This is a genomic window from Azospirillum sp. A1-3, from assembly GCF_023806445.1.
Classification (GTDB): Bacteria; Pseudomonadota; Alphaproteobacteria; order Azospirillales; family Azospirillaceae; genus Azospirillum.
The window spans coordinates 762,844-784,931 of the sequence record NZ_JAMSLU010000002.1 but is presented as its reverse complement, the minus strand read 5'-3'; the positions used below and the strand labels follow the sequence as shown (position 1 = coordinate 784,931).

General features: G+C 66.5%; 21 protein-coding genes and 4 pseudogenes. 15 read left to right on the top strand and 10 right to left on the bottom strand.

Annotation, left to right across the window (positions count from 1 at the left end; translation table 11 throughout):
- The first annotated feature begins 55 nt into the window (after positions 1–55).
- From proV to M5E06_RS36070, 4 genes are all read left to right on the top strand, one after another.
- Positions 56–1,339, top strand: a complete 1,284-nt coding sequence (proV, locus tag M5E06_RS17055; protein ID WP_109154798.1) for a glycine betaine/L-proline ABC transporter ATP-binding protein ProV — start codon at positions 56–58, stop codon at positions 1,337–1,339.
- Between the two features lie 3 nt (positions 1,340–1,342).
- Complete coding sequence (locus tag M5E06_RS17050; protein ID WP_252139184.1) at positions 1,343–2,227, top strand: ABC transporter permease; 885 nt, start codon at positions 1,343–1,345, stop codon at positions 2,225–2,227.
- Positions 2,228–2,331: 104 nt separating this feature from the next.
- Positions 2,332–2,928, top strand: a complete 597-nt coding sequence (locus tag M5E06_RS17045; RefSeq protein ID WP_252139183.1) for a GNAT family N-acetyltransferase — start codon at positions 2,332–2,334, stop codon at positions 2,926–2,928.
- A gap of 34 nt (positions 2,929–2,962) precedes the next feature.
- The gene (locus M5E06_RS36070; protein WP_502801986.1) at positions 2,963–3,070 is read left to right on the top strand and encodes a chorismate-binding protein; all 108 of its coding nucleotides are present in this window, start codon (positions 2,963–2,965) and stop codon (positions 3,068–3,070) included.
- A gap of 11 nt (positions 3,071–3,081) precedes the next feature.
- Here the strand turns inward: M5E06_RS36070 and M5E06_RS17040 are convergent, their stop codons facing one another.
- Genes M5E06_RS17040 through M5E06_RS17030 form a run of 3 tightly spaced genes read right to left on the bottom strand, consistent with a single transcriptional unit; the run spans position 3,082 to position 5,594 of the window.
- Positions 3,082–3,564 (bottom strand): GreA/GreB family elongation factor, encoded by a 483-nt coding sequence (locus tag M5E06_RS17040; protein ID WP_252139182.1) that lies wholly within the window; start codon positions 3,562–3,564, stop codon positions 3,082–3,084.
- A 10-nt stretch (positions 3,565–3,574) separates the two neighbouring features.
- Positions 3,575–4,609, bottom strand: a complete 1,035-nt coding sequence (locus tag M5E06_RS17035; RefSeq protein WP_252139181.1) for a hydantoinase/oxoprolinase family protein — start codon at positions 4,607–4,609, stop codon at positions 3,575–3,577.
- Positions 4,602–5,594: an ATP-grasp domain-containing protein gene (locus tag M5E06_RS17030; protein WP_252139180.1), complete on the bottom strand. Its 993-nt coding sequence runs from the start codon at positions 5,592–5,594 to the stop codon at positions 4,602–4,604. The genes M5E06_RS17035 and M5E06_RS17030 overlap by 8 nt, the downstream gene beginning before the upstream one ends.
- Here M5E06_RS17030 and M5E06_RS17025 point away from each other — a divergent pair.
- The 6 genes and pseudogenes from M5E06_RS17025 to M5E06_RS17000 form a co-directional block, all read left to right on the top strand.
- On the top strand, positions 5,593–6,321 hold the full coding sequence (locus M5E06_RS17025) for a HisA/HisF-related TIM barrel protein (protein ID WP_252139179.1): 729 nt from the start codon (positions 5,593–5,595) through the stop codon (positions 6,319–6,321). The two genes, M5E06_RS17030 and M5E06_RS17025, sit on opposite strands and share 2 nt — an antisense overlap.
- 191 nt (positions 6,322–6,512) lie before the next feature.
- Entirely contained in the window at positions 6,513–7,940 is a 1,428-nt protein-coding gene (locus tag M5E06_RS17020; RefSeq protein ID WP_252139178.1) for an efflux RND transporter periplasmic adaptor subunit, read from the top strand.
- A gap of 30 nt (positions 7,941–7,970) precedes the next feature.
- Positions 7,971–8,717: an ABC transporter ATP-binding protein gene (locus M5E06_RS17015; RefSeq protein WP_109153822.1), complete on the top strand. Its 747-nt coding sequence runs from the start codon at positions 7,971–7,973 to the stop codon at positions 8,715–8,717.
- Positions 8,714–9,946 (top strand): ABC transporter permease, encoded by a 1,233-nt coding sequence (locus tag M5E06_RS17010; protein ID WP_252139177.1) that lies wholly within the window; start codon positions 8,714–8,716, stop codon positions 9,944–9,946. The genes M5E06_RS17015 and M5E06_RS17010 overlap by 4 nt, the downstream gene beginning before the upstream one ends.
- A 73-nt stretch (positions 9,947–10,019) precedes the next feature.
- Positions 10,020–11,066 carry an ABC transporter ATP-binding protein gene (locus M5E06_RS17005; RefSeq protein WP_252139176.1) on the top strand — a complete coding sequence of 349 codons (1,047 nt, stop codon included), beginning with the start codon at positions 10,020–10,022 and terminating at the stop codon, positions 11,064–11,066.
- Between the two features lie 202 nt (positions 11,067–11,268).
- Positions 11,269–11,639, top strand: a pseudogene (locus M5E06_RS17000) (transposase); the annotation flags it as partial.
- Positions 11,640–11,644: 5 nt separating this feature from the next.
- Here the strand turns inward: M5E06_RS17000 and M5E06_RS16995 are convergent.
- Positions 11,645–13,067: pseudogene (locus M5E06_RS16995) on the bottom strand (IS30 family transposase).
- Between the two features lie 43 nt (positions 13,068–13,110).
- Here M5E06_RS16995 and M5E06_RS16990 point away from each other — a divergent pair.
- Positions 13,111–13,380 (top strand): annotated as a pseudogene (locus M5E06_RS16990) (integrase core domain-containing protein); the annotation flags it as partial.
- A 37-nt stretch (positions 13,381–13,417) separates the two neighbouring features.
- Here M5E06_RS16990 and M5E06_RS16985 read toward each other — a convergent pair.
- Positions 13,418–13,522 (bottom strand): annotated as a pseudogene (locus M5E06_RS16985) (IS5/IS1182 family transposase); the annotation flags it as partial.
- 147 nt (positions 13,523–13,669) lie between these two features.
- Positions 13,670–14,050, bottom strand: coding sequence for a hypothetical protein (locus M5E06_RS16980; RefSeq protein ID WP_252139175.1), 381 nt, complete (start codon positions 14,048–14,050; stop codon positions 13,670–13,672).
- Positions 14,051–14,300: 250 nt separating this feature from the next.
- Here M5E06_RS16980 and M5E06_RS16975 point away from each other — a divergent pair, with 250 nt between their 5' ends.
- Genes M5E06_RS16975 through M5E06_RS16965 form a run of 3 tightly spaced genes read left to right on the top strand, consistent with a single transcriptional unit; the run spans position 14,301 to position 17,549 of the window.
- Positions 14,301–15,332, top strand: a complete 1,032-nt coding sequence (locus M5E06_RS16975; RefSeq protein WP_252139174.1) for a 3-hydroxyacyl-CoA dehydrogenase NAD-binding domain-containing protein — start codon at positions 14,301–14,303, stop codon at positions 15,330–15,332.
- A gap of 40 nt (positions 15,333–15,372) precedes the next feature.
- The gene (kce, locus tag M5E06_RS16970; protein WP_109152387.1) at positions 15,373–16,305 is read left to right on the top strand and encodes a 3,5-dioxohexanoate:acetyl-CoA acetone transferase; all 933 of its coding nucleotides are present in this window, start codon (positions 15,373–15,375) and stop codon (positions 16,303–16,305) included.
- Between the two features lie 38 nt (positions 16,306–16,343).
- A complete protein-coding gene (locus tag M5E06_RS16965; protein WP_252139173.1) occupies positions 16,344–17,549 on the top strand; it encodes an ABC transporter substrate-binding protein in 1,206 nt (401 codons plus the stop codon).
- A gap of 150 nt (positions 17,550–17,699) precedes the next feature.
- Here M5E06_RS16965 and M5E06_RS16960 read toward each other — a convergent pair whose 3' ends face one another.
- The 4 genes from M5E06_RS16960 to M5E06_RS16945 form a co-directional block, all read right to left on the bottom strand.
- The gene (locus M5E06_RS16960; protein ID WP_252139172.1) at positions 17,700–18,113 is read right to left on the bottom strand and encodes a hypothetical protein; all 414 of its coding nucleotides are present in this window, start codon (positions 18,111–18,113) and stop codon (positions 17,700–17,702) included.
- A 17-nt stretch (positions 18,114–18,130) separates the two neighbouring features.
- Positions 18,131–20,416, bottom strand: coding sequence for a xanthine dehydrogenase family protein molybdopterin-binding subunit (locus tag M5E06_RS16955; RefSeq protein ID WP_252139171.1), 2,286 nt, complete (start codon positions 20,414–20,416; stop codon positions 18,131–18,133).
- Entirely contained in the window at positions 20,416–20,889 is a 474-nt protein-coding gene (locus tag M5E06_RS16950; RefSeq protein ID WP_252139170.1) for a (2Fe-2S)-binding protein, read from the bottom strand. Before M5E06_RS16950 ends, M5E06_RS16955 begins: the two co-directional genes overlap by 1 nt.
- Before the next feature lie 213 nt (positions 20,890–21,102).
- Positions 21,103–21,432, bottom strand: a complete 330-nt coding sequence (locus M5E06_RS16945) for a hypothetical protein (RefSeq protein WP_252139169.1) — start codon at positions 21,430–21,432, stop codon at positions 21,103–21,105.
- A 119-nt stretch (positions 21,433–21,551) separates the two neighbouring features.
- On the opposite strand from M5E06_RS16945, the gene M5E06_RS16940 reads away from it, so the two are divergent.
- Positions 21,552–22,019: a MarR family winged helix-turn-helix transcriptional regulator gene (locus M5E06_RS16940; RefSeq protein ID WP_109072924.1), complete on the top strand. Its 468-nt coding sequence runs from the start codon at positions 21,552–21,554 to the stop codon at positions 22,017–22,019.
- Positions 22,020–22,088: the final 69 nt, after the last annotated feature.

The window sequence follows — 22,088 nt, the reverse complement described above, 5'->3', positions numbered from 1 at the left end:
ACGATCCTCCCAGTACCACAGGTCGCGCTGTCGCCAATCGAGAGGAGGCCTGTCGATGAACACGATGATGCGAAGCGCGGTTTCGGTCGGTGGACCGGCCAGCCTGGGCTTTCCCCGCGGCGCTGCCAGGACGAGCGTCGGCGATGACGCGGCGGTCCGGCTGGAGGTGCGGAACGTCTACAAGGTCTTCTCCGCCGATCCCAAACCCGCGTTGACCATGCTGCGCCAGGGCGCCAGCAAGGCGGAGGTTCTGGAGAAGCTGAATGTCAATGTCGGCGTGCTGGATGCCAGCTTTCAGGTCCGTTCGGGCGAAATCTTCGTCATCATGGGGCTGTCGGGGTCCGGCAAATCCACCATGATCCGCCTGCTGAACCGCCTGATCGAACCCAGCAGCGGCGAGATCCTGCTCGACGGCAAGGATCTGGTCAGCATGTCCAAGTCCGAGCTGATCCAGGCCCGCCGCCGCAACATGGGCATGGTCTTCCAGTCCTTCGCCCTGATGCCGCACTTGAGCGCGCTGGACAACGCCGCCTTCGGCCTGGAAATCTCCGGTGTGTCCAAGGCGGAGCGACACAAGGCGGCGCAGCAGGCGCTGGAGCAGGTCGGGCTTGGCGCCTACGCCAGCCGCTATCCGCGCGAGATGTCGGGCGGCATGCAGCAGCGCGTCGGCCTTGCCCGCGCGCTGGCCAACGATCCCACCATCCTGCTGATGGACGAGGCCTTCTCCGCTCTCGACCCGCTGATCCGCACGGAAATGCAGGACGAACTTCTGCGCCTGCAGCGCGAGCATCAGCGCACCATCGTCTTCATCTCCCACGACCTGGACGAGGCGATGCGCATCGGTGACCGCATCGCCATCATGGAAGGCGGCCGCATCGTACAGGTCGGCACGCCCTATGAAATCCTCAGCCGCCCGGCCGACGATTACGTCCGCTCCTTCTTCCGCAATGTCGATGCCTCCAAGGTGCTGCGGGCCGGCGACGTGGCGCGCTACGAGGCGACCAACACGGTCATCCGCCTGCCCGGCGAACTGGCCCCCGCCCTGCAGCAGTTGCGCGAGAACCACCACAATTTCGGCTATGTGCGCACCCAGGACGGCCGCTTCGAAGGCATCGTCTCGCAGACGACGCTGGAACGCGAATTGAACGGGCCGCAGCCGCGCTTCGTCAACGCCTTCCTGCCCGACGTCCGCACGGTCAACGCCGCGACGCCCGTCCATGCCCTGCTCGCGCTCGTCGCCGACACCGAATGGCCGGTGCCCGTCGTCGACGACGACCACAACTTCCTCGGCGCCATTTCACGCGCCCTCATGCTCCACACCTTGGTTCGGGGGGATTGACCGATGGAGTCCGAAATCAGAATCGGCAAATGGGTCGAGGAGTTGGTCAGCTTCATGCTCGACCATTTCCAATCGACCTTCGACGCGATCGCGACAGTGGTGAACGGCTTCGGCGGCGCCATCGACTATGTGCTGGTCGGCGCGCCGGCCTGGCTGCTGATCGGGCTGCTCGTCGCCATCTCCCTCTGGCGCGTCGGCGTCGGCTTCGCCGTCTTCACGGTCGCCGCCCTGCTGCTGATCGCCGGGATGGGGCTGTGGACGGAGACCGCCTCCACCCTGGGTCTGGTGCTGACCGCCACCCTGCTCAGCCTGCTGATCGGCGTGCCGCTGGGCGTCTGGATGGCGCGCAACCGCGTGGTCGAAAGCATCGTCCGCACCACGCTGGACTTCATGCAGACCATGCCAGCCTTCGTCTATCTGATCCCGGCCGTGATGTTCTTCGGCCTGGGCCGGGTGCCTGGAATCCTCGCCACCGTCATCTTCGCCATGCCGCCGGCGGTGCGCCTGACGTCGCTGGGCATCCAGCAGGTGCCGGCCGAGATCGTCGAGGCCGGAAAGGCCTTCGGCTGCCATGACCGCCAGCTTCTGTTCAAGGTGCAGCTGCCGAACGCCCTGCCCTCGATCATGGCGGGCGTGAACCAGACCATGATGATGGCCCTGTCGATGATCGTCATCGCCTCCATGATCGGCGCCGGCGGCCTGGGCAACGTGGTGCTGCAGGGCATCCAGCGCCTGGACATCGCGCTCGGCTTCGAAAGCGGCCTCAGCGTCGTTCTGCTGGCCATCGTTCTCGACCGCATCACGCAAAGCTTCGGCCGGACCGCCTCCGCCCCGCGCCCGGAACGCTTCGCATTCCTGCGGCGGTTCCTGCCGGTGCCGGCACGGTGAGCGCGGGGGCTCTTCCGGAAGGGGGCTTCGCCACCGCTCTTCCGGCGCGGCCCGTGCCGCCCCACGGGCCGCGGCTGCATGGTGACATAGGAGGCGGCATACGGGTGGAGCGGCTGACCGGCGCCGCGCTGGCCGACCGGGTGGAGGAGTTGGCGGTCCTGCGTCTGGCGGTGCTGGGCGAGTTCCCTTATCTCTATTCCGGTTCGGCCGCGTACGAGGAACGCTATTTGTCCGGTCTCGGCGGCCTGCCGGGCGGGCTCATCCTGGCCGCTTTCGCGCGCAACCGCATGGTCGCGGCCGTCACCGGCGCACCGCTCGACCAGGAATTGGACGCCTTGCGCGATCCGTTCACCCATGCAGGCTGCAACCCGCGCTCGATCTTCTATTTCGGCGAGGTGGTGGTCCTCCCCTCCCATCGCGGGCGCGGGATCGGGACCGCCCTGTTGGAAATTGGCGAATCCCACATACGCGAAACCGGCCGCTTCGCGTCCATCGCCTTCGGCGAGATCGTCCGTTCCGTCGACCATCCCCGCCGCCCGAACACCTACCGGACGCCCGATGCCGCATGGCGGCGGCTGGGCTATCGGCTGGAGCCGGAGATCGGCGGAACCCTGTCCTGGTGCGATGCCGGCGACCGGGAGGAGACCGCCAAACCTCTTCGTTTCTGGGTCAAGTCCCTCGCCACCAACATCGGACCATGACGCAGGACGGCCTGGTCTTCGACAGTTCGGCCGCGTGGCGCGTATCGGCAGCGTCAAGGTGCCGGTCCTGTGCGGGGTGGAGCGCTTTGCCTCCGTCCACCATCCGGTGTCGGTGATCGAGGGGCAACTGCATGGCGGTTGAACCGGCAAGGATCAGAACGCCGACACCGAACGAAGGGTCAGCGACAGGGGGCCGTTTCGGCGCGGCCATTCGACCACGTCGCCGGCCCGTCCGCCCATCAGCGCCTCACCCAACGGGGATTGCCAGCTGATCCGGCCGGCGGCGGGATCGGCCTCCTCGCCGCCCACCAGCGTGAACGTCCATCGGCGCCCGTTCTCATCCTCGGCGACGACAACGGAGCCGAACCCGACCTCCTCCGCCGAGCTGGCCGGGCGCATCACCACGGCGGCGGCCAGACGGGCGCGGAGCAGGTCGGCGCGCCGCTTGGCGCTGCTCATCGCCTGCCGGTCCTCCGGCGCTTCGGAGCCGCGCAGATTCGCAACCTCGGCGTCGGCCGCGGCAAGCTCGTCCTGCCAGGCGGCAACGGTGGCGGCGGACACATGCAGCGGGCCGGTGATCTGCGGCAGCGGCCCCTCGGTTTCCGCGTCGCTTTCCTTGACGAAGGCGCGGCTCATGTCTCCCCCCTCAACCCAGCAGCGCCATGGCGGCGGCGGGGGCGCAACTGGCGACCCAATCCTGACCGGGGGCACCCACCACATCGCAGAAATCATGGTAGGGACGGCCCAACCGGCCGGCCACCTCCTTCACGACGGCCCGTCCGACGCCGGCCCCGACCACGGGCGCATCGACCGGAAGGGGCGGCACCCCGGCCGACAGCACGCGGCAGGCGGCATCGTGGATGCGGCGCAGCTGGCGTTCGGTCAGATCGGCGGCCATCGCCCGCCAGACCGCCGGATCGTAGTCGCCGGCATCATGCCCGACCATGCGGGCCAGACGGCGCAGGCTGGCCCCGACCGTCTTCGCCCCGTTGTCGGCGGCGGGATGCTGGTCCGCGGCCTCGTCCAGCCGGCCCAGCACACGGTAGAGGTCGGCACTGGTGGCGAAATACTCGGCCATCATCGGCAACCGCTCGCCAGCGACGAGCGCGGTGCGCTCCATCGCCATCACCGCCGTGCGGGTCAGCCCGGTATAGAGCAGTTCCTCCACCGCCATCCGCTCGTGATCGGTGACGCCGCGCGCCACCACCGCACCATCGCGCACCGGCACGATGTCCGTGGTGGTGCTGCCCATGTCGACCAGCAGCGCCGCAGGCAGGAGCCGGGCGACCACCGCGGCGGTCGCCATCCAGTTGGCGGAGGCCACGTCCATCACCTGTCCGCGCGCCTCCTGTGGCGACAGCAATCCGCGCCGGCCGGCATAGACGCGCAGCCGCCCCTGCGGCAGTGCCGCCGCCATCCGGTCGATCAGCGTGTGCACGCCCTGGGCGCGGTCGTCGAACAGATCGACCAGTTCGCCGGTCATCGTCACCACATGGTCGGCGTTCGCCGGCAGGCGCTCCAGCACCGTGGCGAGTGCCGCATCCAACTCTCCCATCCCTTCCCAGAGCCGGCAGGGCACCTGGACCGCATCGCGCAGCCGGCTGTCCTCCGCCCAGGCGGCCTTCAGGTGGGCGCCGCCGATGTCCCAGCCGATCACGGTCGAACCACGGGTGTCAGGCATGTGCGTCCTCCCGGCCCGCATCTGCCGATCTTGGGTGGAACAGAGTCAGGATGTCGCCCGCCGGGTTCCAGCCCAGCACCCGCGACAGCCCGGAGTAACCGACGGACAGGCGCGGGTTCACCTCCACCACCACCGGACCTTTCGCCTCCGGACCATCAGGCCGGTCGATGAGATCGACGGCGACATAGCCGCGCAGGCCAGGAATCGCGGCGGCGATGGCGCGAGCCAGCGGCTCCCAGGCGGCACGGCGGTGCTCCATCGCCCCGACCTCCACGCCATGGAAGGAGAAGCAGTCGCTCCCGCGCTCCACCGTCTGACGGTTGCAGCCGAGCAGCCGCACCCCGCCGGTATCGTCGACCAGCATGGACAGGCTGCACGCCTCGCCCTCGACCAGTGGCTGGACGATCCAGCGGCCGGCATGCGGCGGCGTCCAGGCGGCGATGTCGTCGACGATGAAGGTGTCGAGGCAACCGGCGCCGTCGTCCGGCTTCACCACATGGCGAGCGGCGGGCGGTGGCGGGGCGCCGAAGGGCACAGTGGGAATGGTCGCGATGCCGTGCGCGGCCAGCCGCGCCGCCGTCGCCGTCTTCGACGACGCAAGAGCGATGGCCTCGGGGGCGCAGGCGACCACCGGACGACCGGTGCCGCGGAAAAGAGCCACGACATGGCCCAGCAGCCCGTCGCTTTCCGGCGCGACCGGCCAGACCAGTTCGCACCGGTCGGCGGCATCGCACCAGCGCGCCTCATGATCCTCGCCCGGCGCCACCGGGAACAGGGCGACACGGTCGGCCGGGAAGGACGGCGGGGCAAGGCGGTTGTCCCAGCACAGCGTGACGTGTATTCCGTCCAGCGCGACCAGATCACCGACCAGGGCCGCGACCATCGCGTTGGCCTCATCAATCAGGTCGGTCGGAAGCGGCCCATTGCACAGCGCGCCGCCGGTGACATACTCGCAGACCAGAACCCGACGAAGGCTGTTCTCCATGGACATCGTTCCCGTCATCGACCTGCTGGGCGAGCAGGTGGTTCATGCCAAGCGGGGGGAGCGCGACCGCTACCGCCCCATCGAAAGCGCGCTGACCGCAGGATCCGCACCACAGGATATCGTGGCCGCGCTGCTGGCGCTGCAACCCTTCCGCGCCTGCTATGTCGCCGATCTCGACGCGATCAGGGGAAATGGCGACCACCGTTCCACCGTCGCGGCACTGCAGGCGCGCTGGCCGGAGGTGGCGTTCTGGGTCGATGCAGGACTGGCGACGCCCGACGATTGTCGCCGCTGGTTCGACGCCGGGATCCGGCATCTGGTGATCGGCAGCGAAAGCCAGTCGGACGGCGCGACGCTGGACGCGGCGCTGGCGCTGGCCGGAGAAGACCGGGTGGCGCTGTCGCTGGACGTCCGGCAGGGAACTCCGCTGGGACCTGCGGCGCTGCATGAGGATGCCGGCCGCTGGCCCGCGCGCGTGATCGCCATGACGCTGGACCGGGTCGGCTCGGGCGAGGGGCCGGACCTGGACCGCATCGCCACACTGGCGGCCCGACGCCCGGGGGTTCGGGTGTGGGGGGCCGGCGGCGTGCGCGATGCGTCGGATCTGAACGCGCTGGCCGCGCACGGCGCCGATGCCGTGCTGGTGGCCAGCGCGCTCCACGACCGGCGCCTCGACGCCGGAACGCTTGCCCGATTCGCGTCCGGTCAGTTGGCGGCGAAAGGGTGAACCGCTCCGGCAACCCGTCCAACGCCAACTTGACGGTGCCCCACCGGTGCAGGGCCGTCCTGTCGTTACACCTTTTGCAGTAACCTGATCGAGCGCCGCCGATGTTGATGCACGTCAATGCTGCGGACCGTCAGACGGATAGCCTGGGTCGATAGCATGGACCGTCGAACCGGTCCTTCCGGAGACGGCCGATGACTCTGCCGCTGACCGACAACGGATCGAGCCACGGACGCTCGACCACCCCGGCCCCACCAGCCCAACGCGCCTTCCGGCACTCGGGCTGGCTGCTGGGGATCCTGCTCACGCTGTTGGGCGCGGCGGGGCTGCTCTATCACACCATGGGCACCCAGACCGCCGCTCCCGCCTATCGGACCGGACCGGTGACGCGCGGCGCGGTCACCGCATCGATCACCGCGTCCGGCACCGTCAATCCGGTCGTTACGGTGCAGGTCGGATCGCAAGTGTCGGGACAAATCAGCGAATTGGTCGCCGACTTCAACACGGAGGTGAAGACCGGCCAGCTCATCGCCCGCATCGATCCCGCGCTGTTCGAAACACAGGTGGCACAGGCGGCAGGCGATCTCGCCGTCGCCCGGGCCGGCATCCAGACCCAGCAGGCCACCGTCGCCCGCGCAGCCGCCGACCTGGAGGCAGCGCGCGCGACCCTGACCAACGTCCAGGCCCAGCTGCGCAGATCGCAGGCGCTCCTGTTCAACGCCAGGACCAGTTTCGACCGCACGCAACGGCTTTTCGAGCGGGGAAATGCATCCGCTTCGGACCGTGACAGCGCCAAGTCCGCCAGCGACGCCGCCCAGGCCGACGTTGAGGCGCTCGGCGCACAGGAGGTCAGCCAACAGGCCACGATCCGGTCCACCGAGGCCCAGCTGAGTCTCGCCCAGGCCAACCTCGCGGCTGCGACGGCCCTGGTGCAGCAGAAGGAGGCGGCCTATCAGGGCGCGCGCATCAATCTGGAACATACGCGCATCGTCGCGCCGGTGGACGGCACCGTCATCCAGCGCAACGTCGATCGCGGCCAGACCGTTGCGGCCAGCCTGCAGGCGCCGGTGCTCTTCACCATCGCCCAGGATCTCGCGGCCATGCAGGTGGACGCATCCGTGGACGAGGCGGATGTCGGGACGGTGCGGGTCGGCCAGGAGGTGCATTTCACCGTGGATGCCTACCCCGGCCGCGCCTTTGCCGGCACGGTGCTCCAGATCCGCAAAGCACCCCAGGTCGTACAGAATGTCGTCACCTACGACGTGGTCATCTCGGCGCCCAATCCCGATCTGGCGCTCCTGCCCGGCCTGACCGCCAACGTCCGCATCGTCGTCGAGCATCGCGACGACGCGCTGCTGGTCCCCAATGCCGCTCTGCGCTATCGCCCGGCCAAGGCCCCCCTGCCGGATGCGCCGCCATCCCCACAAGCGGGCGATGTCTGGGTGCTCGGCTCGTCCGGCCAGCCGGAACGCCGCCCCCTTCGTCTCGGCACCTCCGACGGGACCGTGGTGGAGGCCGTCGAGGGCAAGCTGTCTGCCGGCGAACGGGTCATCCTTAGCGAAACCGCCCCGGCTGCCGCCTCCGGCACCATGCCGTCCATGGCCGGCGGACCCCGTTTCTGACATCTGCGCCTTCCACCGGGGAGCCCGACCATGGGCAACTGGCTGATCGAGACCGAACACCTGAGCAAGGAGTATCGACTGGGGGACGTGCCCCTGCTCGCCCTGAACGACGTGTCGGTGCGCATCGCCGCCGGCGAGTTCGTGGCCGTTATGGGGCCGTCGGGATCGGGCAAGTCCACCTTCATGAACCTGCTCGGCTGCCTCGACAGCCCCAGCGCCGGCCTCTACCGCCTCGACGGGCGCGACGTGTCGCACCTTGCTCCCGATGAACTGGCAGGGGTGCGCAACCGTCTGGTCGGCTTCGTGTTCCAGGGCTTCAACCTGCTGCCGCGCACGCCGGCGGTCGAAAATGTGGAGCTGCCGCTCGTCTACGCCGGCCTTTCCGCCCAGGAGCGCCGCCGCCGCGCCCTCGCCCGCCTGACCGAGGTCGGCCTTGCCGGACGGGCATGGCATCATCCCTCGCAATTGTCGGGCGGCCAACAGCAGCGCGTCGCCATCGCCCGTGCGCTGGTCAACGACCCGCTGCTGATCCTGGCCGACGAACCGACCGGCGCGCTCGATTCGCGCACCAGCATCGAGGTCATGGCGCTGTTCCAGGGCTTCAATGCGCGCGGCATCACGGTCGTGCTGGTGACCCACGAGCCGGACATCGCAGCCTTCGCCCGGCGCACGCTGAGCTTTCGCGATGGCCGGCTGATCGATGACCGGCCGGTCGTCGCACCCCGCGTGGCGTCCGAGGTGCTGGCGGGCTTGCAGCAGCCGGGAGCCGCGGCATGAACCCCCTGTCGTCCATCCGCATCGCGTTCGCCGCATTGCGCCTCAACCTCATGCGCAGCATGCTGACCATGCTGGGGATCATCATCGGGGTGGCGTCGGTCATCACCATGATCGCGGTCGGCGCCGGAGCGGAAGCGCGCATCGCCCAACAGATCGACAGCCTCGGCTCCAACCTCATCATTGTGGTGTCCGGCGCGATCACCTCCGGCGGCGTGCGTCTGGGCTTCGGCACCCAGATGACGCTGAGCGAGGACGACGCCCAGGCCCTGCAGCGGGAAATCCCCGAGATTCTGGTCGCGGCACCGGGCGTGCGCGGCACGGCCCAGATCATCTACGGCAATCTCAACTGGTCCACCGTGATCTTCGGCACCACCACCGACTTTCTGGCGGCACGGGATTGGGGCGTCGCTCAGGGCAGGCCCTTCGAACAGGCGGAAGAGGACCGCGCGGCCAAGGTGGCGCTGCTCGGCCAGACGGTGGCGTCCACCCTGTTCGGCAGCGCGGATCCGGTCGGCCAACTGATCCGCATCAAGAAGGTGCCGTTCACCGTGGTCGGCGTGCTGGACCGCAAGGGCCAAAGCATGCAGGGGCAGGATCAGGACGACACAGTCGTCATGCCGCTGAGCACGGCGCGCAACCGCGTACTGGGCGGCAGCGAGGTGAGCCGGCGGGCGGTGGGCGCCATCCTGGTCAAGATGCGCGAGGGTGCCGACATGCACGCCGCCGGGACGCAGATCCACGACCTGCTGAGGCAGCGCCACCGTCTTCAGCCCGCACAGGACGATGATTTCTGGATCCGCAACCTGTCGGAGGTCGCCCAGGCACAGGAGGCATCGTCGCGCGTGCTGACGCTGCTGCTGGCGGCGGTGGCCTCGGTGTCGCTGGTGGTGGGTGGAATCGGCATCATGAACATCATGCTGGTCAGCGTGACCGAGCGGACCCGGGAAATCGGACTGCGCCTTGCCGTCGGAGCGCGCAGCCGCGACATCCTGGGCCAGTTCCTGATCGAAGCATTGACGCTGTCGCTGACCGGTGGGCTGATCGGGATCGCCGTCGGTGCCGCCGCCTCCTTCACCATCGGACATTGGGCGCACTGGCAGACGGAATTGAGCATGCCGGCGATCCTTCTGGCGGTCGGCTTTGCGGCCGTGATCGGGGTCTTCTTCGGCTTCTACCCGGCCCGCAAGGCGTCCCGCCTCCAGCCGATCGAAGCGCTGCGCTACGAGTGATGCGTGGCGGTGCAACGTACAGAGGAACGGGCGAAATGAAGAACGGTCTCGACAGCGCTGCCACGGCCGGCCGGTGGCATTCGCGGCGGGCGGCGTCAGGTGCTCCGGCATGATGGAAGAACGGGCAGCCGCCGGAGTTGCGCTGCGCGGACAAGGCACCGGGCCGCTGCCGGCGTCGGTCGGCGGCTATGTCTGGCGCCACAGCGGCAAGCATCAAGTCGGGCTGGCGGTCCTTTCCGTCATGGTCTTCCTTTTGAGCATCTGGCCGCTCGAGATCCAGCGGCGCATCGTCAATGATGCCATCTCGTCGAGATCGCTGTCCGCGATCGTTTGGCTGTCGGTCGCCTATTTCGGCATCGCGCTCCTCGAAGGTGTGCTCAAGTTCATCCTGAACCTCTACCGTGGCTGGGTCAGCGAAAGGGCGGTGCGGCATCTGCGCATGACCATCCTCGGCTTGGCCCGTTACGTTCCGCGCCGGCACGGTTCACAGGAAGAGGAGGGCGTGGAAATCGCGCTGGTCCTGTCGGAAGCGGAACCGATCGGCAACTTCGTCGGCATCAGCGTGTCAGAACCCTTGCTGCAGACCGGCATCCTGGTCAGCGTGCTCGTCTACATCGCCCATCTGCGGCTGGAATTCGCGTTGGTCAGCGCGCTGGTTTTCCTGCCGCAGATGATCATCGTTCCGCTGATCCAGCGGGCGATCAACCGGCGGGCGGCGATGCGCATCAGGACGCTGCGCCAGATCAGCAGCAACATGATCGGCAGCACCGGAAGCACGATGGTCGACAGCCGGGACCAGCCCAAGCGCATCGACACCGTTTTCGCGCTGAATATGGGCATTTACACGCTGAAGTTCGGGATGAACTTCCTGATGAACCTGCTGCACCACCTCGGCGTCTCGGTGATTCTTGGCATCGGCGGCTGGTACGTGGTGCGGGGAGACATCGACGTCGGTGCGGTCGTCGCGTTCGTCTCCGGCCTCGCAAAGATCGTCGATCCCTGGGGCGACCTGATCAACTGGTTCCGGGAAGCCACCGTCAGCAGTGTGAAATACCAACTGATCGAGACGGCGGCACGGCGGATCGCCTCCGGCGCGGCGTGGGCGGACCGGTCCGTATGATGTGGGATGTTTATCCAGCAACCTGCCCCTACAGGAATACCTCCGCCTTGAACGTATTGCATATGAGGACGAGGGTCCGCCTCTTCTCGTGTTTTCACTGCCGGAACGCTGTTCTCTTTCGAACGACACCACCCGCATGGTGGACTTGCCCGGAGAGAGTGGAGAGCCTCCATCTATGGTCTGAGGGACCAGGAGGTTTGGCATGGGTGACGGGCTTCGGCGTAAGCTGACGGAAGATTTCAAGCGGGAAGCTGTTCGGCATATCGCAACGAGCGGCCGGACTGTCGGGGAAGTGGCGGCTGATTTGGGGATCGGCAAATCAACGCTGACGCGATGGAGATCGCAATATCAGGAAGCGGAGCTTCTGTCCGGTCCACATGACGATGTGCAAAAGGAATTGGTCCGTCTGCGTCGTGAGAACGAGGTTTTACGCCAGGAGCGTGACCTGTTAAAAAAGGCAGCCGATTTCTTTGCGAAGGAGACAAGTCGATGAGAGTTCAGCTCATCGATGCAGAGAAAGCGGGTGCTCCGGTCTCCCGGTCTGATCCATCATTCAGATCGTGGAAGCCAAGGCGGATTCAAGCGGTCGTCGCAACAGCCTCTTCTCGGCCTCCCTTATCGATAGAATGGAGCAATTCGTCCAGCGCCTCGGCCGGAGTTTTCCAGCTGAGGGTTTTGCGGGGTCTTGTGTTCAGGGCGACGGCGACGGCGACGGCCGCAAGGGTGTCGGCATCATGCACGATCAGGTCGGTTCCCTTGGGAAAGTACTGGCGTAGCAGGCCGTTGGTGTTCTCGTTCGTGCCGCGCTGCCATGGACTGCGCGGATCGCAGAAGTAGACGCACAGCCGGGTGTCGATCCGGATATTGGCGTGTTGGGCCATCTCCGCCCCCTGATCCCAGGTCAGCGACCGGCGGAGTTGTGCAGGCAAGGTTGAGATCGTGCGCGCGATGGCATCACGGACAGCCTCGGCACCATGACCGGCAAGCGCCGGCCCATTGTGGAGGCGCGGTCCGCTGGCGTGCCCTGGCATCGGAGGCAGATGGAGCAGCATCGTGAACCGCGTCGTCCGTTCCACAAGGGTGCCGATCGCTGATCCGCCCAAGCCGATGATGAGATCCCCCTCCCAGTGCCCCGGCACCGCCCGGTCCGCCACCTCCGCCGGGCGTTGGCTGATCATGATCTCGGGGGTGATGAAGGACTTACCTTGCTTGCGGGTCCGCGCCATCGGAACGCGCAGAGTCCGCCCGATTCGCAGGCAGGCGGTCAACTCGCGGCGCAACGCTCCCCGGCCTTGAATGAACAGCGCCTGACAAATGGCCTCATGGCTGATGCGCATTGTTGGGTCCTCCGGAAAGTCGAGCCGCAGGCGCCGGGAGATCTGTTCAAGGCCCAACGCCTTGGCCCACCGCCGGTCCTGCCGGCGCCCGTGACGACGCGCATTCCAGGGCACAGCCGGCCTGGGATCGCCATGCCGTCCGGAGCAACCACCGTGCCGGACAGACGCTCCTGCACATAGTCGCGCAGAGTTGGATTGACCACCAGCTTGGCCGGCTTGGGCCGGCGAGCGGAGCGATTGGCATGCTATTGCGCGGTCGTTGCCCGATACTCCAGCCCGCCCGATCGGGGGCGGCATTGCGCCGCAGTTCCCGGGAAATGGTCGAGGCGGCTCGCTCCAACTGGCGAGCGATCTCCCGTACGCCAAGCCCCTGGGCCCGCTGCAGCGCGATCTCCTCCCGCTCCGATAATTGCAAATACCGCTTCGACGGCAGCTTCGCCGACGATGCAAACCTCGCTGGTGGCATACCCCCCGCCTCTCTGAACCAACGTCCCCCCACCGCGGGCGACACGCCAGCCAGGGATGCCGCATCCTCGCTCGATTGTCCCATCGCAATCGCCGCCCAGAACCGCCGGTGATCCTCACGCTGTGCCGAGGGGGGCCGACCAGGTGACCGCAGAGAAACCCGTCCAGATCGATCCGAGCGCCGCTTCCGCTTCTTCATCGCAACCTCCTGCGTCAGGTTGTTGCGACGACCGCTTGAATCCGCCCAATACTGTTCGGATGATTACCAGAAGGTGTTGCAGGAGAACGCAATGTTGGTTTCGATGAGCGGGCGCGGGAACTACTACGATAACGCGATGGTGGAGACTGTCTTCAAGACCTTGAAGTCAGAGCTGGTGTGGCGCACGATCTTTACTTCGCGGCGGCAGGCTGAAATCGCCATTGGCCGCTACATCGACGGCTTCTATAATCCAATCCGGCAACACTCCTCACTCGGCTTCAAAAGCCCCTGTGTCTTTGAGGTCGCTGCGTAGAATCGACACACTGGCTCTCCACTTTCTCCGGGCAAGTCCATTCGCCTTTGCCGAACACCTTCGGTCCTGTGGAGTCGATCGCCACCGTCACGGGCCACTCCATCTAGGCCAGCCTCGACGCGACCGCCAGATCGGCGCTGCGCCAATGCTGTTGGTTCAGGCCAAGGCGATGTCGTCCATGCGTTCATCCTTCCTTATGCTTGCGCCCCCAAACATACTTATTGGAATGTATGTTACTTGCGAGTAGGATGAGGCCAATTGATGCGCTTATCAACAGTGCGCGTGGCTATCAATCGGCCATGGCTGCTGCGGCTGTCGGCGCGATAGACGAATGCAAAGGCTGTAGGATGACCGCGTGCCGGAACGGAGTGACGACGCGATGCAGGATGCTCCAATGCGGGATACTTTGGACGGCGGATCGCCATGAAAGACGTCCGCGGACCGCTGGACGGAGCGGGAAGCCAAGCATGTCGCCGTGCTGCGGACGGCGGCGCAGGCCCTCTACAAGATAGGCATTCACAACACATCGCTGGACGACATCGCGTGGCGCCTGAATGTCATCAAGCCGACCACCTAATATTACGTCAGGAACAAGGAAGAGATCCTCTTCGAGTGCGTGCGCATCGGGCGGGAGATGCTCGACGAGGTCTCCAACGGCCTGATGGGCCATGGCGGCAGTGCCTATGAGGACTGACCGCCGTCATGCATAAATATGCGGAGATCGTCACCATGGACTTGGGCCTGTGCGTGATCCGCGTCGGCGAGGAGCCTCGGCCGCCTGATCGAACGCGGCATCGCCGAGGGCTGGATCGCCTGCTGATATCGGCCGAACGGCGGCCTCAGTGCCTGCGACATCGCGGCCCAGTCCATCGATCTGCTGATGAACGGCCTGGGCAAAACCAGAACATCCGGGGAGGACCATGACACTCGATCCCAGGGCCAACGCTACGGCCAACCCGACCGACACCCGATCGGACCTTCAGGGGCCGGTGGCCCCTGATCCTGACGCAGTTGGGCGCGTCGCCGTCATCGGTGCCGGCACCATCGGCGCCAGTTGGGCGGCGCTGTTTCTGTCCAGGGGGATGAGCGTCGCCATCAGCGACCCCAATCCCGCCGCGGAAGTGGTGGTGCGCGGCCTGATCGCCGAATCCTGGCCGGCGCTGGAACAGCTGGGCCTCACCCCCGGCGCCGATCCGGAGAAGTGGAGCTTCCACACCGACCCGCGCGACGCGGCGCGCGGCGTCCGCTTCGTCCAGGAGAACGCGCCGGAGCGGCACGACGTCAAGCGCGCGCTCTACGCCGCGCTGGAAGAGGTGTTGGACGACGATGCAATCGTGGCCTCCAGCACCTCCGGCCTGATCATGAGCGAGCTGCAGCAGGGATGCCGCGTGCCGGGACGCTTCGCCGTCGGCCATCCCTTCAATCCCCCACACCTGATCCCTCTGGTGGAGGTCGTCGGCGGCCGGGACACAACGGCCGGCACGGTCGAATGGCTGATCGCCTTCTACCGGGCAATCGGCAAACGCCCGATCCGCCTGAACCGGGAGGTGCCCGGCCATCTCGCCAACCGCCTCCAGGCGGCGCTCTGGCGCGAGGCGGTCCATGCGGTCGCCACCGGGCTGGCCAGCGTGGAGGATGTGGACACCGCCATCGCGGAAGGGCCGGGCCTGCGCTGGGCGATCATGGGGCCGAACATGATCTTCAACCTCGCCGGCGGTGCGGGTGGGATGTCGCATTTCCTCGACCATATCGGCCCGGCGATGGAGGACTGGTGGCGGGATCTCGGCACCCCGGCGCTGACGCCGGAGCTGCGCGGCCAGCTGACCGCCGGCATGCGGGAGGCGCTGCACGGCCGGTCGCAGGCCGATCTGGCGCAGGAGCGCGACCAGCTGCTCCTGGCGCTGATCGAGACGCTCCAGCAGGAGCGGCGGGCCCTGCGCACCGGCTCCTGACCGCACTCGACATCACGGAAAACAAGGGAGGAGACACCCAATGAAGCGCGCCGACAAGGTCATCATCACCTGTGCCGTGACCGGCTCGATCCACACACCGACCATGTCGCCCCATCTGCCGGTCACGCCGGACGAGATCGCCCGCGACGCCGTGGCGGCGGCGGAGGCCGGTGCGGCGATGCTCCACCTGCACGCCCGCGATCCGGAAACCGGCAAGCCCTCCCCCTCGCCCGACCTGTTCATGGAGTTCCTGCCGCGCATCAAGCAGCAGACCGCCGCCATCCTGAACATCACCACCGGCGGCGGGCTGGGCATGACGCTGGACGAGCGGCTGGCCGCAGCCAAGCGGGCGCAGCCGGAAGTGGCGTCGATGAACATGGGATCGATGAACTTCAACATCTCCGGCGCCGCGGCGAAGTTCGACAGCTTCAAGCACGACTGGGAGAAGCCCTATCTGGAGTCGACCACCGACTTCATCCTGTCCAACACCTTCGCCCAGATCGAGCGCGGTATGCGCGAGTTGGGCGATGTCGGCACCCGGTTCGAGTTCGAGTGCTACGACGTCGGCCATCTCTACAATCTTGCGCATTTCGCCGACCGCGGCATCGTCAAGCCGCCCTTCTTCACGCAATGCATCTTCGGCATCCTCGGCGGCATCGGCCCCGATCCGGAAAACCTGATGCACATGAAGGCCACGGCCGACCGGCTGTTCGGCAACGACTATTACCTGTCGGTGCTGGCCGCCGGACGCCACCAGATGTCCTTCGTCACGCTGAGCGCCATTCTCGGCGGCAACGTCCGGGTCGGGCTGGAGGACAGCCTCTATGCCGGACGCGGCAAGCTGGCGACCTCCAACGCCGAACAGGTCACCAAGATCCGCCGCATCCTGGAGGAATTGAGCCTGGAGATCGCAACGCCGGAGGAGGCGCGCGCGATGCTGCAGACCAAGGGCGGTGACAACGTCGCCTTCTGATCGTCCGAAAAAACAAACCAAACAGGGAGGAAACATCCATGAAACGCTGGTTTTTGGCTGCCGGTGTCTGTTCCGCCGCGCTGATCGCCGGGGCCGCTCACGCCCAGATCTCCGACGACAAGGTGAAGATCGCCGTCCTGAACGACATGACCGGCGTCTATGCCGACCCGACCGGCATGGGCTCGGTCGAGGCGGTGCGCATGGCGGTGGAGGAGATGGGCGGCAAGGTCGCCGGCAAGCCGGTCGAGGTGATCTTCGCCGACCACCAGAACAAGCCGGACATCGGCGCGGCGCTGGTCAACAAGTGGATCGACACCGAACAGGTGGACGTGATCGTCGACGTCCCCACCTCCTCCGTCGCGCTGGCGGTGCAGGACATCACAAAGCGCAAGAACCGCGTCTTCCTGATCTCCGGCGGCGGTGCCGCTCAGCTGACCGGGGAGGCCTGTTCGCCGACCACGGCGCACTGGACCTACGACACCTATGCGCTGGCCCAGGGCATGGGTAAGGCGGGTGTCAAGATCCTGGGCGACAGCTGGCACTTTCTGACCGTGGATTACGCCTTCGGCCATGCGCTGGAGCAGTCGCTGACCGAGGTGCTGAAGGCCAACGGCGCCAAGGTCACCGGCTCCGTCCGCCACCCGCTGAACACCGCCGACTTCTCCTCTTACCTGCTGCAGGCGCAGGCGAGCGGGGCCAAGGTCATCGCGCTCGCCAATGCCGGCGGCGACACCGCCAACTCGATCAAGCAGGCGCAGGAGTTCGGCCTACCGCAGGGTGGGCAGACGCTGGCGAGCCTGCTGATGTTCCCCACCGACGTGCATTCCCTCGGTCTGCAGGCGGCGCAGGGGCTGGTGCTGATGGATGGCTGGAACGCCGACCGCGACGACGATGCCCGCGCCTTCGCCAAGGCCTATATGGCGAAGACCGGCAAGATGCCCAGCATGATCCAGGCCGGCAGCTATTCCGCCGTGCGCCACTACCTGAAGGCCATCGAGGCCGCCGGCACCGACGAGGCCAAGGCGGTGATGGTGAAGATGCGTGAGACGCCGGTGAACGACGCTTTCGCCAAGGGCGGCACGCTGCGCGCCGACGGCCGCATGGTCCACGACATGTACCTGATGCAGGTGAAGAGCCCGGCCGAATCCAAGGGACCGTGGGATTATTACAAGGTGCTGACCACCATTCCGGGCAACGAGGCCTACCGACCCATCGACAAGGGCGGTTGCCCGCTGGTGAAGTAATCCGGCCGGTTCCCCGGCCGCATTGGAAAACCTGCGCGGCTGGGGAGCGTTTTTTTCGAGTTCTGATGGGATGGACGCCGCGGTCGGCCGGCATGCGTTCCAGATCAACGATCCGGGCAGGCTATATGCGTTGACGCCGCCCGTTCGCGCTCAGTCGGGTTCGAGCTGCTTCTGCGCCTCGGTGACGGCTTCATCGCACTTGCTGGCATTGCCCTGCTGGTCAAAGCTCTTGGCTTGGTTGAGCGAGGCCTTGGCCTGCATAACACGATCGCCGGCGGCGCCCGCATTTTCGGCAGAGCGAACAGCGCCGGCTTCCTTATGCTCCTTTTGATAAGGAACGGCGGGGGTGCCGACTGGACCGTGCGTGTTCTCGGCATGAATGGCCTGACCCTCACGGGCACCAGCGACGCCCTGGCCGGCGGAGGACGTGGAGATGGCGGATTCCGCCTTCTCCGCCAGCTTGGCCTCCAATGAGGTGATCCGCTCGGTGCAGGAGGCGGCGAGGGCTGGGCCGCTCGCGAGAAGACCGGCGACCGCGGTCGCGAGGGTAAGGGCAAGCTTCATGACTGGTCTCCCTGCCGTCAGACGGCGAGCTGGTCGCGGATGGGGAACTGGCGAATGCGCTTGCCGGTCGCCGCGAAGACGGCGTTGGCGATGGCCGGCATCACCGGCGGCAGGCCAGGCTCGCCGACGCCGCCCATAGGCAGGTTCGGGGCATTCGACTTGACCAGATGGACGTGGATCTCTCGCGGAGACGTGTCCATGCGGACCAGCTCGTAACTGTCGAAATTGTTCTGCTGGGCGCGTCCATCCTTGAACGTGATCTCGGCCCGCCGGGCTTGGCCGAGGCCCATGATGACCGCTCCTTCCATTTGTGAACGGATGCGCTCCGGGTTGACCTGCGTGCCGCAATCGATGGCGATGTCCACGCGGGGAACCGACAGGCGACCATCCTCGCCCACAGCCACTTCGGCCGCTACGGCGACATAGGAGACGAAGCTGTAATGGGCGGCGATGCCCAGGCCGCTGCCCTTCGAAACCGTCCGGCCCCAGTCGATGCCTTTTGCGGCGGTCTCGATCACCGTACGGAGGCGCCCCGTGTCGATCGGATAGCGGTCGGGGTTCTCGCCGTAATTCCAGACGTCGCCCAGATCGGTCGGGTCGATCTTCTGCGGCTGTCCAATCAATTCCAGCAGGTAATCCTTGGGGTCACGGCCGGCCGCGTGGGCCAACTCCGCCACGAAGCATTGGATAGCGAGGGCGTGAGGGATGTTGGACACCGATCGATACCAGCCGATGCGGACATGGGCCGGCGCCTCCGGGTTTTCGGCACGGAAGTTGGCAATCGGGAAGGGCGTGTTGGTCAGACCCATACCGAGTTCGAAGGGCATTTCGTGCTTGGGGTCGGGCGCGAAGATCGAGCCGATCGTCGGAGCCACGCTACGGTGGAGCCAGGCGACAGGCCTGCCTTGCTCGTCCAGCCCGGCCTCCAGCCGCTCGACCGAAACGGTGTGGTAGTAGCTGTGGTGAAGGTCGTCCTCGCGCGTCCAGGTGACCTTCACGGGCGCGCCGTCCATGGCCTTGCTGAGGATGCCGGCCTCCAGCACATAGTCTGGTTTCGATTTCCGGCCGAAGCCTCCGCCCAGCAGCATGACATTGACCTTGACCTTCTCCGGTTCCAGACCCAACCGCTTGGCGAGACGCAGGCGGGTGACCTGTGGTGCCTGGGTGCAGGCCCAAACCTCGCAATACCCGTCCACGATGCGGGCGACGGCCGCCGGGGGCTCCATCGGCGCCTGAGCAAGGTGGGGAATGTAATATTCGGCCTCGACGCGTTTGGTGGCTTTCGCCATCGCGCTGTCGAAGTCGCCCTGGGCGCGCACCAGCTTGCCCGGTTTGCGCGCGGACTCTTCAAGCTGCTTGCGGTAGCTTTCCGACGAATAGCCGGCGTTCGGCCCGTCGTCCCACTGGATCTTCAGCTTCTTGCGGCCCTGGATGGCCGCCCAGGTGTTGCGGGCGATGACGGCGATGCCGCCCAGCGGCTCGAACTCCGAGGGGATCTGCGGTGCGTCGATCGCCACCACCTTCACCACCCCGGGCGTCTTCAAGGTCTCACCCGCGTCATAGCTCGCCACTTTGCCGCCGAAGACCGGCGGGCGGGCGATCACGGCGTACAGCATGCCCTCCAGCCGTGTGTCGATGCCGTACATGGCCTTGCCGGTGGTGATGTCCCGGTTGTCCACCAGCCCGATCTTTTCCGTGCCGATGTAGCGGAAGTCCTTGGGGTCCTTCAGCCGCACCGTGTCGTCCGCCGGAACCGGCAGGGCCGCGGCGGCCTCCGCCAGATCGCCGTATCCGATGGAGCGACCGGAGGCGGAGTGGACGACCTTGTGGTTTTCGGCCCGGACCTCCGTGACCGGGACACCCCACTGCTTGGCCGCCGCCTGCTCCAGCATGGCGCGGGCCGAAGCACCGGCCCGGCGCATCGGCATGAAGAAGTGACGCAGGCTGCGCGAACCGTCGGTGTCCTGGTTGCCGAAGCGCTCCTCATCGCCGGGCGCCTGGGTGACCTTGACGCGGGCCCAATCGGCCTCAAGCTCGTCGGCGATGGCCATTGCGATGGAGGTGCGGACACCCTGACCCATTTCCGAGCGGTGGCAGGTGATCGTCACCTCCCCGTCTTTGGCGATGGAGACGAAGACATGCGGGTCGTCCTTCCAGCCGTGCGGCATGGCGTCGGCGCCGAACTTCTTCTTTTCCTCCGCACGCGACAGGATGGGCAGCCCGACCGCCAGCACGAAGGTGGCGGCACCCATGCCGCCGAGGAGCATGCGGCGGCTGACGTTTCTGAGGGAGAGATCGCCCATCACCCGGCCCTCCGTCCGGCGGACTGGCTCTGCGCCGCCTGCTTGATGGCGGCGCGGATGCGCGTATAGGTGCCGCATCGGCAGAGATTGGCGCTCATCGTGCCATTGATGTCCTGGTCCGACGGGTTGGGAATGGCGGCCAGCAGGGCGGCGGCCTGCATGATCTGGCCGGCTTGGCAGTAGCCGCACTGCGCCACGTTCAGCTCCCGCCAAGCCACTTGCACCGGGTGGTTGCCGTCGTTGGCCAGCCCCTCGATGGTCGTGATCTTCGTCCCATTCACCAAGCTCATGGGCGTGACGCAGGAGAAGGCGGGCTGCCCATCCACATGGATGGTGCAAGCACCGCACTGCGCCACGCCGCAGCCGAACTTGGTGCCCGTCAGGCCCAGTTCGTCGCGCAGGTACCAAAGCAATGGCATGTCCGGATCGCCATCAAACCGGTGTTCGATACCATTCACGCTCAAGGTCACCATGGAAGTTTGTCCTTTCCCGACGCATCCGGATCGTCCCGCCCCCGCCATTGACGCGCAAGGGTAGCCACGCGCCTCAACAGCCGCGCGGCGGGAGAGTTTCCCCGGCTAGCCGCAATACCGTGTCGGTAAGGCTTACCTTGAACATTGCGGTGTTTGGGCCGGACGCTGGGTCGTTGGCAGTCCACCCACCGATTGAGAGCGTGTTTGTAGACGTCATGCGCTGAATGCCTGGGGAGCGAGCCGCTTGAGGCCCCGTGCGAGGATTGAGACGAAGGCGATCTCGATGAAAGCGATGAGGGGCTCGGTCGTCTGCTCGAAGATCGTGCTCAATCGCCGAGAGAAGCTGATCCAGGCGAACGACCGTGCCACCACCCAGGCGATTTCGGTCGGGAGGAAGACCCCATCGCGGCCGCGGGCGATCGGCTGGTGCGGCTGTCGATCACCACGGTGCTCGGCTTCGCCGCAGCCGGTCGAGCAGCCGACACCCCCACCAAAAAACATGTTGAACGAACCACTGACGATCAGTATGCTGTCTATCAGCACACTGATTAAATTCGACGGAGTGGGGAGATGACCAGCGGGCGCGGAGGCAGGCGGGGATTGCACGGTGTGCGGTTCGTGCTACGAAACACATCGCGCTATCGATCTGGAATAAGGCGGCAATGGGGGACTTCATGTTGCACGGCGACCTGCATCTCAAACCCGGCCATCTGATCCGCCGGGCGCAACAGATCGCGGTGTCGATCTTTCTTGATGAGTGCAAGGAATTCGACCTGACGCCGACGCAGTACGCGGTTCTGGCCGTGCTGCGGGAGAAATCGGACCTCGATCAGATCACCCTGGCGTCACGGGCGGCCTTGGACCGTTCGACCATCGGCGGCCTGGTCGAACGGCTGGAGGAAAAGGGCTGGATCCGCCGGACGGCCGGGGTGGAGGATCGGCGCCAGAAGCTGGTGTCCCTCACTGAAGCCGGGCAAGCCATGCTGGAAACGGTGGAGCCATCGGTGGAGCGGGTGCAGCAACGCCTGCTGGAACCGCTGAACGGCGACGAGCGCGCCGTTTTCATGGCCTTGCTGGAACGCCTGGTGGACGAGAACAACGAAAGCAGCCGCGCTCCATTCAAGAAGTAAACGCTGCCCATTCGGGCAAGTTGGCCGGATGATTGACTGACCCATGCGCCAGGAATTTGGCGCGCTTTC

Excerpts from the sequence above, each read along its gene's own strand:
- M5E06_RS17035 (WP_252139181.1), bottom strand. The coding sequence starts at position 4,609 with ATGCCTGACACCCGTGGTTCGACCGTGATCGGCTGGGACATCGGCGGC.
- M5E06_RS16980 (WP_252139175.1), bottom strand. The coding sequence starts at position 14,050 with ATGGCCCATCAGGCCGTTGGAGACCTCGTCGAGCATCTCCCGCCCGAT.
- M5E06_RS16955 (WP_252139171.1), bottom strand. The coding sequence starts at position 20,416 with ATGGGCGATCTCTCCCTCAGAAACGTCAGCCGCCGCATGCTCCTCGGC.
- M5E06_RS17030 (WP_252139180.1), bottom strand. The coding sequence starts at position 5,594 with ATGGAGAACAGCCTTCGTCGGGTTCTGGTCTGCGAGTATGTCACCGGC.
- M5E06_RS17040 (WP_252139182.1), bottom strand. The coding sequence starts at position 3,564 with ATGAGCCGCGCCTTCGTCAAGGAAAGCGACGCGGAAACCGAGGGGCCG.
- M5E06_RS17020 (WP_252139178.1), top strand. The coding sequence starts at position 6,513 with ATGACTCTGCCGCTGACCGACAACGGATCGAGCCACGGACGCTCGACC.
- M5E06_RS16940 (WP_109072924.1), top strand. The coding sequence starts at position 21,552 with ATGGGGGACTTCATGTTGCACGGCGACCTGCATCTCAAACCCGGCCAT.
- M5E06_RS17050 (WP_252139184.1), top strand. The coding sequence starts at position 1,343 with ATGGAGTCCGAAATCAGAATCGGCAAATGGGTCGAGGAGTTGGTCAGC.
- M5E06_RS17015 (WP_109153822.1), top strand. The coding sequence starts at position 7,971 with ATGGGCAACTGGCTGATCGAGACCGAACACCTGAGCAAGGAGTATCGA.
- kce (WP_109152387.1), top strand. The coding sequence starts at position 15,373 with ATGAAGCGCGCCGACAAGGTCATCATCACCTGTGCCGTGACCGGCTCG.
- M5E06_RS16960 (WP_252139172.1), bottom strand. The coding sequence starts at position 18,113 with ATGAAGCTTGCCCTTACCCTCGCGACCGCGGTCGCCGGTCTTCTCGCG.
- M5E06_RS17010 (WP_252139177.1), top strand. The coding sequence starts at position 8,714 with ATGAACCCCCTGTCGTCCATCCGCATCGCGTTCGCCGCATTGCGCCTC.
- M5E06_RS16965 (WP_252139173.1), top strand. The coding sequence starts at position 16,344 with ATGAAACGCTGGTTTTTGGCTGCCGGTGTCTGTTCCGCCGCGCTGATC.
- proV (WP_109154798.1), top strand. The coding sequence starts at position 56 with ATGAACACGATGATGCGAAGCGCGGTTTCGGTCGGTGGACCGGCCAGC.
- M5E06_RS16975 (WP_252139174.1), top strand. The coding sequence starts at position 14,301 with ATGACACTCGATCCCAGGGCCAACGCTACGGCCAACCCGACCGACACC.
- M5E06_RS16950 (WP_252139170.1), bottom strand. The coding sequence starts at position 20,889 with ATGGTGACCTTGAGCGTGAATGGTATCGAACACCGGTTTGATGGCGAT.
- M5E06_RS17025 (WP_252139179.1), top strand. The coding sequence starts at position 5,593 with ATGGACATCGTTCCCGTCATCGACCTGCTGGGCGAGCAGGTGGTTCAT.